General features: G+C 33.8%; 9 protein-coding genes and 1 tRNA gene. 5 read left to right on the top strand and 5 right to left on the bottom strand.

Annotation, left to right across the window (positions count from 1 at the left end; all coding sequences use genetic code 11):
* Position 1 precedes the first annotated feature (1 nt).
* Positions 2-1,192: a hypothetical protein gene (locus R6X41_RS10635; protein ID WP_318500084.1), complete on the bottom strand. Its 1,191-nt coding sequence runs from the start codon at positions 1,190-1,192 to the stop codon at positions 2-4.
* Between the two features lie 293 nt (positions 1,193-1,485).
* Complete coding sequence (polA, locus tag R6X41_RS10630; RefSeq protein ID WP_318500082.1) at positions 1,486-4,329, bottom strand: DNA polymerase I; 2,844 nt, start codon at positions 4,327-4,329, stop codon at positions 1,486-1,488.
* Between the two features lie 199 nt (positions 4,330-4,528).
* Here polA and R6X41_RS10625 point away from each other — a divergent pair, with 199 nt between their 5' ends.
* The 4 genes from R6X41_RS10625 to R6X41_RS10610 all read left to right on the top strand — a co-directional run bounded on the left by R6X41_RS10625 (position 4,529) and on the right by R6X41_RS10610 (position 8,346).
* Complete coding sequence (locus tag R6X41_RS10625; RefSeq protein WP_318500080.1) at positions 4,529-5,155, top strand: TetR/AcrR family transcriptional regulator; 627 nt, start codon at positions 4,529-4,531, stop codon at positions 5,153-5,155.
* Positions 5,148-6,545, top strand: a complete 1,398-nt coding sequence (locus R6X41_RS10620) for an aldehyde dehydrogenase family protein (RefSeq protein WP_318500078.1) — start codon at positions 5,148-5,150, stop codon at positions 6,543-6,545. Before R6X41_RS10625 ends, R6X41_RS10620 begins: the two co-directional genes overlap by 8 nt.
* Positions 6,546-6,674: 129 nt before the next feature.
* The gene (locus R6X41_RS10615) at positions 6,675-7,910 is read left to right on the top strand and encodes a metallophosphoesterase (protein WP_318500076.1); all 1,236 of its coding nucleotides are present in this window, start codon (positions 6,675-6,677) and stop codon (positions 7,908-7,910) included.
* Positions 7,911-8,049: 139 nt separating this feature from the next.
* Complete coding sequence (locus R6X41_RS10610; RefSeq protein WP_318500074.1) at positions 8,050-8,346, top strand: thioredoxin family protein; 297 nt, start codon at positions 8,050-8,052, stop codon at positions 8,344-8,346.
* Here the strand turns inward: R6X41_RS10610 and R6X41_RS10605 are convergent.
* Both R6X41_RS10605 and R6X41_RS10600 read right to left on the bottom strand, forming a co-directional pair.
* The gene (locus tag R6X41_RS10605) at positions 8,343-8,969 is read right to left on the bottom strand and encodes a polysaccharide deacetylase family protein (protein WP_318500072.1); all 627 of its coding nucleotides are present in this window, start codon (positions 8,967-8,969) and stop codon (positions 8,343-8,345) included. The genes R6X41_RS10610 and R6X41_RS10605 overlap by 4 nt on opposite strands.
* 2 nt (positions 8,970-8,971) lie before the next feature.
* Positions 8,972-12,283: a glycosyltransferase family 117 protein gene (locus tag R6X41_RS10600; RefSeq protein ID WP_318500071.1), complete on the bottom strand. Its 3,312-nt coding sequence runs from the start codon at positions 12,281-12,283 to the stop codon at positions 8,972-8,974.
* A 152-nt stretch (positions 12,284-12,435) separates the two neighbouring features.
* On the opposite strand from R6X41_RS10600, the gene R6X41_RS10595 reads away from it, so the two are divergent.
* Positions 12,436-12,508: transfer RNA gene (locus R6X41_RS10595), tRNA-Gln, on the top strand.
* A gap of 234 nt (positions 12,509-12,742) precedes the next feature.
* Here the strand turns inward: R6X41_RS10595 and R6X41_RS10590 are convergent.
* On the bottom strand, positions 12,743-12,928 hold the full coding sequence (locus R6X41_RS10590; RefSeq protein WP_318500069.1) for a hypothetical protein: 186 nt from the start codon (positions 12,926-12,928) through the stop codon (positions 12,743-12,745).
* Positions 12,929-12,970: the final 42 nt, after the last annotated feature.

Raw genomic sequence — 12,970 nt, 5'->3', positions numbered from 1 at the left:
ATTATAGTAAGTTAGATTTTAAAACAGCAATTAACTCTTCTAATTCAGAAACTTGCTTTATAAGTTCTTCATCGTTTTTGTGTTTATAAGCAAATTGTAACGATGTTTGCATTGCTCTACTTGCATCTTTTAATTTTTTCGACAGATAATCTCGTTCTCCATTAGTTCTATCAAAAGCACCATCAATATCTTTATGCTGTAATAAAAAATCGATAGCCTCTTGCTTTTTTACAATGTTGCTTAATGTACTAGTTATTTTTCTAGAATCTGTTAAAACAGGTTGTTCATTAGTATCAACATTTCCATAAATCCATGTCAAAATATTTTTAAAATTATCATGCTTATCGGATGTAATTAGTTCTGAATCTAAATCGACTTTAGAATAAGCTTCTACTCCTAAATAGTCTCTTATAGATGAGGAATTATAAGCGACTGTTAATAAAGAAAATTTATTGATAATTGGTCGAACATTAAACTCCAAACTGTCCCTTGCTTCTAGAAATAACTTATATGTTATATACTGTTTTCTTAATTTATCTGAGCGATCACCAACAACTTTTTGAACCTGTTTTATTGAATCAGCAATTGAAAGTCCTTTTTCAAGTTCTTGTTCAATAACACTAGCTGTGTATGCGGCTTGAGCAAAAGCTTCCCATTTAAGTAATCCAGCAATATGTCTTACTCCTAAATAAGAAGAAACATCTTCTCTTTTTTCATAAATGATACAAGGAATATTTGTAATGTCATTTATTTTTGATTGATCATCTGTTTTTGGGTAAAACTTATCAATTCCTAATTTTTTTCTTAAATTTGTATCAGTTATAAGTTTTATTGCAGATGTTCTTCTATTTCCTTCAACGACTGTAAAGCTAATTTCATTATTATCAACTAATACCTTTAAAGCACTAGCTAAATCATCGGGATTTTGATATGTAGAAAAAGAGAAACTAGCAGGTATTTTATTAGGAACTACAATAATAGGTTCTTCATCAAAATAGCCGTTTTCAACCAATGACATTGCTACAACTTCAGTATCGAAATTTTCGTACAAAACTGATATTAAATCGAATTGAGTAGATTCATCAGGATTTTCCAAATACGGAACCAATCTAGGATTCTTTTTATCAACTTGAATTAAATCAATCTTAATATCTAATTGTGGTCTTCTATTACCTTTACCTGCAAAAGTCATTTGTTGTCTTTTATTTAAAACAAATATAAAGATATTATCTAATTATAGGTAAATCAAGAAACATAATGAATTTTTAATTTCTTTCAATATATCTAGCGGTTTTTCAGTACTGCATTGCGTGGGAATTAAACTTTTAAGAAGTTTTAAATCGGATTTAGTTAAAATTACACATATATACTTATAAGTGTATATGTGTAATTTTTTTATCAAAAAGAATTTATGTTTGATTCTTAAATCTTGGATGATAAAAGTGTCTATTTATTAAAATTATCCTTCAAATAGTTGATTATTCTTTAATGTGCCTCCAACCAATTATCACCAGTGTCTATTTGAACATCCAATGGCACCTCCATTACAAAGGCATTTTCCATCTCCGATTTAACTAATGTTTTAATGGTTTCTAATTCTGGTTTGTACACATCGAAAACCAATTCATCATGTACTTGTAACAACATTTTTGTTTTAAAATCGCCAGCCACTAATTTCTCATGAATATTAATCATGGCCAGCTTTATAATATCGGCAGCACTTCCTTGTATGGGTGCGTTTACGGCATTTCGTTCGGCAGCTCCTCGTACGACACCATTTCTAGAGTTGATGTCTTTTAAATAGCGACGACGTCCTAAAACGGTTTGTACATAGCCATTATCGCGAGCAAAATCTATTAATTCGCTCATGTAATTTCTTAGCTTCGGATAGGTTTTGTAATAGGTATCGATAAGGTCTTTAGATTCGCTTCTCGATAAATCGGTTTGGTTGCTTAATCCGAAAGCAGACACCCCGTAAATAATTCCGAAGTTTACAGTTTTTGCGTTGCTACGTTGTTCTCTGGTTACTTCTTCTAAAGGCACATTAAACACTTTAGCAGCGGTCGAGGCATGAATGTCTTCTCCGTTTTTAAAGGCTGCAATCATGGTTTCCTCCTGACTTAAAGCCGCGATAATACGCAGTTCAATCTGTGAGTAATCGGCAGCTAATAAGATGTAATCTTCGTTTCTAGGAATAAAGGCTTTTCTAACTTGGCGTCCGCGTTCTGTACGGATTGGAATATTCTGTAAATTCGGATTGTTACTACTTAAACGCCCCGTTGCAGCAACGGTTTGCATATAATCTGTATGCACGCGACCGGTAGACGGTTCTACTTGTAACGGCAAGGCATCTACATAGGTGCTCTTAAGTTTTGCAAGTCCGCGATAGTCTAAAATATGCTGAATAATGTCATGGTCTTTTGCCAAGTAAGACAAAATATCTTCTGAGGTTGCAAACTGCCCTGACTTTGTTTTTTTAGGCTTATCGACTAACTTGAGTTTACTAAATAATATTTCACCCAACTGTTTAGGCGAGGCGATGTTGAATTCTTCACCAGCTTCAGTAAATATTTTTTCCTGAAGTGTGGTAATATCGTTGTTTAAAGCAATGGCCAAATCATTTAAAAACGGCACATCAAGATTAATGCCTTCCAATTCCATATCGGCAAGCACGCGAAGTAAAGGCACTTCGATATCATCGAATAATTTCTGAGTATTGGCTTGGCCTAATTCGTTTTCAAAATGTTCTTTTAGTTGCAGTGTAATATCGGCATCTTCAACCGCATATTCTGTTTGTTTGTCAATGGGAACTTGTCGCATTGATAACTGATTTTTTCCTTTTTTGCCAATTAGTTCTGTAATAGAAATTGGTGTATAATTTAAATAGGTTTCTGCCAAGACTTCCATATTGTGACGCATATCTGGATTAATTAAATAATGCGCTAACATGGTGTCGAATAACTTGCCTTTAACCGTGATGTTATATTTACGAAGGACTTTAATATCGTATTTTAAATTCTGACCAATTTTCTGAATGTCTTCAGATTCAAAAAACGGACGTAATTGTTCTATTAACTCCTGAGCTTCTGTTTTGTCCTCTGGAAAGGGTACGTAAAAGCCTTTACCAACTTCCCAAGAAAATGCAATACCAACTAATTCTGCAGTCAGCGGATCTAAACCTGTCGTTTCGGTGTCAAAACATACACTGGTTTGTTTCATTAGATTTTTAAGAAACAATTTAGTTGCCATGCCTGTTTCTACACTCTGATAAAAGTGAGAAGTGTTTTCGGCGGTTTTCCTTTGGTTAGGGTCTTCTGTTACGGTTTCGCTCGAAACGACTGCCGCGCCACCTCCAAATAATGAAAATTGTCCAGCTCCAGCAGATGATGCTGTAGGAGCAACAGATTCTGTTTTTACTGCTGTATTTTCTGTAGCCGCTTCAGTTTGAACTCTAAATATTTTTTCAAAACTATCTACAAGTCGTCTAAATTCTAAATCTTGAAAAATGGCTTTTACAGCATCTATATCGGGATGCGACATTTCAAAATCTTCAGCATCAAAATCCACAGGAACATCCAGCATTATGGTTGCTAATTTCTTAGATAATAATCCAAGATCTTTTGCCGCTTCAACTTTCTCTTTCATTTTTCCTTTTAGCTCGTGTGTATTGGCTAAAAGATTTTCCATACTTCCGTATTGTGCTAAGAATTTTTTTGCTGTTTTTTCTCCTACACCCGGAAGTCCAGGAATATTGTCGGAAGCATCTCCCATCATGCCAAGAAAATCTATCACTTGCTCTGGGCGTTCAATTTCAAATTTTTTCAGAACTTCAGGAATTCCCCAAGTTTCGTATCCGCCACCAAAAACGGGGCGATACATAAAAATGTTTTCGGAAACCAATTGTGCAAAATCCTTATCTGGAGTTACCATAAAGGTTTGGTAGCCTTCTTTTTCAGCTTTTTTTGCTAAGGTTCCTATAACATCGTCTGCTTCAAAACCCTCTTTTACCATAATAGGGATATGCATGGCTTTTAAGATCTCGTAAATGTATGGGATTGCTGTTTTAATAGCTTCTGGAGTGGCATCGCGATTGGCTTTGTAAGCTTCAAACATCTCGACACGATCGGCGCTTCCGCCTTTATCGAAACATACGGCTAAATGATCTGGTCGCTCGCGTTTAATAACATCGAAAAGTGAGTTTATAAATCCTAAAATAGCTGAGGTATCTAATCCTTTAGAATTGATTCTGGGGTTTTTTATAAAAGCATAATAACCGCGGAAAATAAGGGCGTAAGCATCAACTAAAAAAAGACGTTTTTGTTCTGACATGATTTTGATTTTCAAAGAATGTCAAAACTACAAAAAAAGGCTTGTTATTCAGAATTAAAATCTAGAAGCAATGCTTTTGAAACTATATTTTAATGAAGTCTTGAAAATTGAGGATAATCGGGTTTAATTTCCAAAGAATGTAGGATGCTTTAGTCTTAAATGTGTATTTTTATTAACCCCAAAACGAACAGACAGGATTATGCAAACGAGTAGAAGAGAACTAAATAAAATTGAAAAACAAGAACGGATAATAAAAGCTTCTATAAGTCTTTTTTCTGAAAAAGGACTGGAAAACACGTCTATTAGTGATATTGTTGAGCTTAGTAATATTGGTCGTGGTACGTTTTATAATTATTTTAGTACACCCAAAGATGTGTTTTGCGAAATTCTAGACCGATTAAATTGCGAAATTAATTTTGAAGTTAAACAAGCTCAAATAGGAGTTACTAATGCTTACGATTTTTTATATGCGTCTTTTAAAGCGTATTTCGATTTGGTAAGCACCGAGAATATGATGATGTTTCATAAAAATAATCAAAATCAAATTCGGAGTATTTCTTATGGCAGCGAAAGTATTTTAAGTTTGGTGCTTAATATGCAAGAAGATTTAAAGCGTTTTACAGAAGTCACTTTTGTTGATGAAAAATATTTTAAAATGTTTAGTTTGGTTGCGATTTCTTCGGCCTCGGAATTATTTGTGTGTTTACACCATCATTATTTTGAATCGACTAAAGATGAGATGGCGCATTTTTTAGCCAAACTATTTGTAAGTGGTTTAAAAGAATACAGACCAATGAATGAAAACACGACTTTAGTAGATGAATAATTTTCAAGATATTTTCGATGCTCAAAAAGCAAATCAGTTTAATGTTGGAAATACTACGTATAAACAGCGTATTTCGAAATTAAATGCTTTAAAACAAGCGATAGAAATCGATTTTAAACAGCAGATTAGAGACGCCTTATATGCCGATTTTAAGAAGCCTTTTTTAGAAACCGATTTAACCGAAATTTATCCTGTTATTGGCGAAATTAAATATATAAAATCTGAATTAAAAGGATGGATGAGTCGCCAAAAAGTGACTACTCCATTGGCTTTATTGGGGGCGTCGTCTTGGTTTACTTACGAGCCAAAAGGTTTGTGTTTAATAATTTCTCCATGGAATTTTCCTTTAAATCTTACATTCGGACCTTTGGTTTCTGCTATTGCTGCCGGTAATACGGTGATTTTAAAACCTTCGGAATTAACACCACATATTACTCAAGTGATGAGTGAAATAATTACCAAATTGTTTCCTGAAAACGAAATTGCTTTGGTACAGGGTGAAGTTGAGGTCTCTACAGCATTACTAGAATTACCTTTTAACCATATCTTTTTTACAGGGTCGCCAAATGTTGGGAAAGTGGTTATGAAAGCGGCATCAAAACATTTAACATCGGTAACTTTAGAGTTAGGAGGGAAGTCGCCAACAATTATCGATGAATCTGCAAATTTAAAAGATGCTGCCACTAGAATCGCTTGGGGAAAGTTTGTGAATAACGGACAGACATGTATTGCCCCGGATTATATTTTAATTCAGGAACATGTAAAAGAAGAATTCTTGAAGATTTTTAAAACAGTTATAGATTCCTATTTTGGTTCGGATGCATCAAAATCTAGTGCTTATGCCAGAATAGTAAATGATAGACATTTTAAACGGCTTCAAAACCACATAGAAAATGCTAAACAGCATCATGCAAAAATAGAATTTGGAGGTCAAGTTCATGAATCTGAAAATTTTATGGCACCAACCATCGTTTCGAATTTACCTGAAGATGCCACTTTATTGCAGGAAGAAATTTTCGGTCCTATTTTGCCAATAAAAACGTATTCCGATATAAAAGAAGTGATAGATTATATCAACTCTAAAGAGAAACCCTTAGCCTTATATATTTACAGTAAAAACAAAAAGCAAACCCAGTTTGTTATCGATAATACTAGAGCGGGAAGTACCTGTATCAATACAAATGTATTGCAATACAGCAATCATCACTTGCCTTTTGGAGGTAGTAATAATAGTGGTATTGGGAAGTCGCATGGTGTTTTTGGCTTTCAGGAATTCTCTAATATGAGATCGGTTTTAAAACAACATACTAAAGGAAGTATCGAATTTTTATTTCCGCCGTATACCAATTTGAAGCAAAAACTAGTCGATTTTACTTTAAAGTGGTTTTAGTTTATTTCCATACTCACGACGCTGTATTTTGCGCTGTAATTGTCCATAATTACTTAAAATCAAATCTTTAACATTTTACTAGGACCGAATAAAATCTTAATATTTAATTTTATGCTTTAAATTAAACCTATGCTTCGTTGGATCATATTTTTTGCAGTTTATGTTTTTCTGGACTGGTATTCTTTTCAGGCTTTTAAATCGATAACAAAACACCGTTTTATTTATTGGGTGTATTGGCTTTTAAGCGCTTTGGTTGTAGGGAATTTCGTGTACGAAATGCTCCTGAATCCAAGTCATTTAAAAGTGCTTACGCATGCTAAAAGTTACGCTTTCGGATATTTATTAGTAATTCTCGTACCTAAACTAATATTGCTAATTGTACTGTTGGGTGAAGATATTTTTAGACTTCCCAGTGGCGTGTATCGCTATTATAAAAAAGACAAAAAGGATACCGGATATTTTCCAGAACGTAGAGCTTTTATAAGTAAAGTTGCCATAGGTCTGGCTGCTATTCCGTTTGCTGCTTTATTGTACGGAATGTTTAAAGGGAAATACGATTTTCGAGTTTTAAAATACACACTGAATTTTGAAGATTTACCTGACGCTTTCGATGGGTATAGAATTACTCAAATTAGCGATATTCACAGTGGAAGTTTCGATAATAGAGAGAAGATTGAATATGCTATAGATTTAATAAACGAACAAGAGTCGGATACTATTTTGTTTACTGGAGATATGGTGAATAATATGTCTTCTGAAATGATTCCTTGGATGGAAACCTTTGGCAGATTAAAAGCTAAAGATGGCAAATTTTCTATTTTAGGAAATCATGATTATGGCGATTATGTAGAATGGGATTCTGAAGCAGAAAAAGAACAAAATTTGGAAGAGTTAAAAACCATACAAAAGGAAATTGGATTCGATCTCATTTTAAATGATAATAGATATCTTGAAAAAGACGGAGATCGTATTGCCTTAATAGGTGTTGAAAACTGGGGAAGAGGGCATTTTAAAAAAGCAGGCGATTTAAAGCAAGCAGTCTCTAAAATAGATGCAAACGATTTTAAAATACTAATGAGTCATGATCCATCGCATTGGGAAGATCAAGTTATAGATGATGATTATCACTATCATTTAACTTTAAGCGGACATACACATGGGATGCAATTTGGGATTGAAATTCCGGGTTGGGTAAAATGGAGCCCAATAAAATGGAGATACAAATATTGGGCAGGCATCTATAAAGAAAAAGGGCAGTTTATAAATGTAAATCGTGGTTTTGGATTTTTAGGCTTTCCTGGACGTGTTGGAATTTGGCCAGAGATTACCGTTATAGAACTTAGAAAAGGTGCCGAAAACGCATAATTTAACAGAAATGTTATTATTAATATAGAATTGCTTATTTTTATATTACATAACTTGAGCTAACACCCTATTTTATTAGTTTTTTATAATTGTAAAAAGGAAGTTAGAGTTTCTAAAACGCACTCATAAACACTAAAATATGTCAAAATTTGGGGAATTAATAGATGTTAATATTCCAGTATTATTAAACTTCTTTACGGAGTGGAATGAACAATCTACAGCCATGCATCCTATATTGCGCGATGTGGCAGCTGCTCTTGGAGACAAAGCTAAGGTGATTAAAATTGATGTTGAAAAAAACAAAGATTTAGCCGAAGCCCTTCGAGTAAAGGGATTGCCTACATTAATTGTTTATAAAAATGGCGAGATGAAATGGCGTCACAGTGGTGAACAAGATGCGAATACCCTTATTGGCATTGTGCAACAATTTCTTTAAAAATGTAACGATTTAAAATCATAACCTTTCTTACTGAAATATTCTAAAACTTTAGGAAGTACATATTGCATGTTTTTTGATGCTTTTAAACTATCATGAAACACAATTATATGTCCGTTTTGGGTATTCTTAATTACGTTTTTTAAACAGTCTGCTTCCAATAGTTCTTTCTCCCAATCGAAAGAAATAATACTCCACATAATGATGCGATATCCACGTTGCATCAAAATTTTTGCTTGCTTATTTTTTATCTTTCCGTAAGGCGGTCTAAAGAGTTTAGAAGGGATGCTTTCAGCTGCTTTTTCAACATTTTCAATATAGGCTTCACTAGTGGTTTTCCATCCTTTTAAATGATTAAAAGTGTGGTTCCCTATTGCATGACCGTCGTCTATTGTTTTCTTTAGAACTTCAGGATATTTTCTAACATTATCACCAATACAAAAAAAAGTTGCCTTTGCATTATAGGTTTTAAGGGTTTTTAAAACCCAAGGTGTGATTTCTGGATTCGGACCATCGTCGAATGTTAAGTAGATGGTTTTTTTATCTAATAAAGGCATATTCCAAACGTAGTCTGGAAACATGCCTTTTATAAATCTTGGTGTTTTTACTGGTATTAAACCCATATTTACTCTACTGGTACCAAAATGCTATCTGTATTTGGTAGCATGTCTATTTCTGTAGGTTGTAGTGTTTCAGTTTGAGGAGAACTACCTCCATAAAAATGCTCGAATAACTTTAAATTATTATTAAATGTTTCCATTTCTGTTTTAGCAAATGCATCGTCGTAACGTAATAATACATCAACTAACGATTTGTAGCGTTCAATATTAGTTACAATTTCTTCAGCGATATCGTATTGCTTTTCAATTTTTAAAGTGCTGTAATACGCTAAGTTCTCTTGGTATTTTGTTGACACTTCTTTAAATAATTTTCTAGCCTTTTCGTCGGCACCAACTTCATAATAACCACTTATGTAGGGCTCTAAAAGTGTGTAATATCCAAAGTATTCAACAGGCATATTTTGCATTGCAATATCTGCAACTTCTTCAGCTTTATCTAATTTGTTTTCGTTGATTAACTGTTCCATTAAACGCGCCAAATTACCTCTGTAAGAAATAGAATTTTTACGTGTTTCTGGATCATGATAAATATCTGGACTACCGCTATTACCCCAATCCCATGCTTTTACTTTATCGTACATTAATTCGGAATCTACACGTCCCATATCGAATGGGTTGTTTCTGTTTACGGGCGTTCTAATTGGTACTAATTTGTAACACATACCATCTAGTTGAAGGTAATCTTTCATCCATATATAGTCGTCGTCTCCAAAACTACCTCCTGTAAAGTAAATAGGGCGTTTCCAATCGTTATTAGCAATGATATCTAACATCAACAATCTGTTTTTGTATAGCGCACTAGTATTGATTTTTAAATTGATTTCATCTACAATTTCATCAGCATCTTTTGCGGCTACAATACCGTTATCAAGCACCGTTTGTTTGTCTACTGCTATAGTCAGGTTTTCTACAGGGAAATAGTTGGAATTTTGAAGTTGAGAAGGATAATAACTCGGATCTTCACCTTGCATTTCTAAAATGTATTTAAATTTTGTTTTCGGGTTATCACTACTTACAAAATTTATAAAATCTTTGATACTCATGGTGTCTTTCGAAACCAAACGCTTCATTATATAATCCCGAGTACCATAACGATATTGCTCGTGAGTAAGCTGAGAAGGAATAGGATCACTCTCGTAAGCTTTACGTTTCATCTGGTCGATATACCAATCTGTTTGGAATAAACTTGTGTTTACAATACGCACATCTGTACGGTAACCTTCAATTTCTTGAGCGTACCATAATGCAAACGTGTCGTTATCACCGATGGTAAATAATATGGCGTTTTCGGCACAAGAATCTAAATACATTTTGGCCATAGAGCGCGCTGTGTATTTATCAGATCTATCATGGTCATCCCAATTGTTAGACGCCATAATTCCAGGAACAAGGACTAAGCAGGCTAAAGTGATTCCAGGAGCTAAAAGCGGAGATTTTACGTGTTTTTTTAGTGTTTCGAAAATGGCATATACTCCAAATCCAATCCAAATCGCAAATACATAGAATGAACCTACAACCGAGTAATCACGTTCTCTAGGTTCGAATGGTCTAACGTTGGTGTACACTTGTATGGCGACTCCTGTAAAAAGGAAGAATACAAATAGCACCCAAAACATTTTTTTGTCTTTATTGAATAAAAAGAAGAGTCCTAGTAAGCCTAAAATAAATGGTAAGAAATAATACGTGTTTCTTGCTTTGTTATTTTCGATATCTGAAGGTAAGTTGGTTTGTGGCATGTCTAAATGCCATTCATCAATAAAATTAATTCCACTTAACCAATTTCCGTGGTCGTCGTATTTTCCTTGAATATCGTCTTGTTTTCCAACATAATTCCACATAAAATAACGCCAGTACATATAGCCCAATTGATATTGGAACATATAAACCACATTACTTGCTAAAGACGGTTTTTCAATGTCTAAATATTGTCCGAATTGCTTTAAAAAGCTATTGTAATCTTGAAAGTCCACATTGCCTTGTGCTACATCGTTTTTAAAATCTGAAACAGAAGTACGCAGTTGGTTTTCCATCTGGTATTCAGGTTTTAATTTAAAATCCAAATAACCGGTAAATAGCATGTAATTTTCGGCATGTTCAGAACTCCACATTCTAGGTAGAATTGAGGCATGCTCAGAATTATAATTTTGCTTAGCACGTTTAAAATCGTTTACAATTACGTATCTTCCTTGAGCTTCATCCTTTTCGTAATTAGGCTTATCGTCTACATACGGATTGTTTTCATCTAAACCAGCATACTGATCTGTAAATTGAGGACCGTAAAACAAATGTGTTTCTGGATACTGTTCTAAGTTATAATAGGCAAGTAATTCACGAGCATCAGATGGGTTGTTTTCGTTTACAACCACGTTAGCATTTGCTCGGATAGGAAGCATGATCCAAGAGGAGAATCCTATAAAAATAAATAGCAAACAAAGGGCTAAAGTGTTTAAGTGAATATAGCCTTTCTGACGTGTATATTTTAAAGCGAAATAAAAGGCTGCAATAACAATTATCGCTGCAATAATAGTTCCTGAATTAAATGGCATTCCTAAAGAATTCACAAAAAATATTTCTGAAGTACTAAAGAATTCTAGCGCATTTGGTAGTAGTAATTTAAAAATGAATAATAAAATAGCTACAGCAACCACATTTGCTACAATGAAGTTTTTAACTGTAATGGTTTTATAATTCTTGAAGTAGTATATAAGTGCAATACCAGGAATAGTTAATAATCCCATAAAGTGTACACCAAACGAAAGACCAATAACAAAAGCAATTAAAATAAGCCAACGGTTCCCGCGAGGCGAGTCCATGTCCTGTTCCCATCGTAATCCTAGCCAAAACATCGCGGCCATCATTAAGGTTGCCATTGCGTAAACTTCAGTTTCAACGGCATTAAACCAAAACGAATCAGTGAAAGTAAATGCTAAACTTCCTACTAAACCACTACCAAGAATAGCCATTGATTTAGATTTTGAAAGCGTTTCATGTTCAGAAATTATTTTTTTTAATAATAATGTAATCGTCCAAAACATGAATAAAATAGTGAATGCACTAGCTACTGCACTCATTAAATTCAGCATATAACCAACTTGTTCAGGTTCTAAAGCAAACATAGAGAAGAATGCACCAAGCATTTGAAATAAAGGGGCTCCTGGTGGGTGACCTACTTGTAATTTAGCAGATGTTAAGATGTATTCTCCAGCATCCCAGTAGCTTACGGTTGGCTCGACTGTTAGTCCGTAGGTTACTAAAGCGATAGCAAAAGCAAACCAGCCTAATATGGTATTCCACTTTTTGAAGTTGAATTGTGTCATGAAATTCTTTGTTTATTCGGTAAGGCGAATTTAATAATAAATATGTAACAGTGAAGCGTTTTATATAAACCTTAGTAAATAGATTAAAAATATTTAAAAAAAAGTTTGCGTGTATTGTGAAATGTTCTATATTTGCACTCTCAAATTAATGATGGCCCATGGTGTAATTGGCAACACGTTGGTTTTTGGTACCGAAGAGTCTAGGTTCGAGCCCTAGTGGGCCAACAACAAACCCCAATCTTGAAAAAGGTTGGGGTTTTGTTATTTTTATAAGTTTCTGAATGTCTGTAAGCCTAATGGGTTACGCTGATTTCTTTTTTTGTGCCATTGTATTTATTGATTCTTTGTGAGTGTTAATTTGGAGTTGTTTACACTGTATATGTAATAGGTTGTTACAGTAGTAAAGGCCTACTCAGTCAAATAGATTAACCTAAACTATATTTTATAACCTTTCATCCATCATAAAAAGATAGAAGTAATCGCTACTGCTGCAATTAATAACAGAATTAGAGCTAGAACAAAAAGAAACGATCGTTTTGTTATTTTATCCTTCTGAAAAATATAATCCCGAGTAGGGTTGTTTTCTTCTTTTACAAATTCCGTGTTTATATCGTTCTCTTTATCGTGTCTGCTTTTAGGTGTCATGATGTTTAGGTTTAAAATGAACTTAAATTTAGTAACTAAACT

Source organism: Formosa sejongensis (genome assembly GCF_033447105.1).
Classification (GTDB): domain Bacteria; phylum Bacteroidota; class Bacteroidia; order Flavobacteriales; family Flavobacteriaceae; genus Formosa.
This window is presented reverse-complemented; position numbering and strand designations above follow the sequence as displayed.

Coding starts and splice junctions, on each gene's coding strand:
- R6X41_RS10635 (WP_318500084.1), bottom strand. CDS start 1,192: ATGACTTTTGCAGGTAAAGGTAATAGAAGACCACAATTAGATATTAAG.
- polA (WP_318500082.1), bottom strand. CDS start 4,329: ATGTCAGAACAAAAACGTCTTTTTTTAGTTGATGCTTACGCCCTTATT.
- R6X41_RS10625 (WP_318500080.1), top strand. CDS start 4,529: ATGCAAACGAGTAGAAGAGAACTAAATAAAATTGAAAAACAAGAACGG.
- R6X41_RS10620 (WP_318500078.1), top strand. CDS start 5,148: ATGAATAATTTTCAAGATATTTTCGATGCTCAAAAAGCAAATCAGTTT.
- R6X41_RS10615 (WP_318500076.1), top strand. CDS start 6,675: ATGCTTCGTTGGATCATATTTTTTGCAGTTTATGTTTTTCTGGACTGG.
- R6X41_RS10610 (WP_318500074.1), top strand. CDS start 8,050: ATGTCAAAATTTGGGGAATTAATAGATGTTAATATTCCAGTATTATTA.
- R6X41_RS10605 (WP_318500072.1), bottom strand. CDS start 8,969: ATGGGTTTAATACCAGTAAAAACACCAAGATTTATAAAAGGCATGTTT.
- R6X41_RS10600 (WP_318500071.1), bottom strand. CDS start 12,283: ATGACACAATTCAACTTCAAAAAGTGGAATACCATATTAGGCTGGTTT.
- R6X41_RS10590 (WP_318500069.1), bottom strand. CDS start 12,928: ATGACACCTAAAAGCAGACACGATAAAGAGAACGATATAAACACGGAA.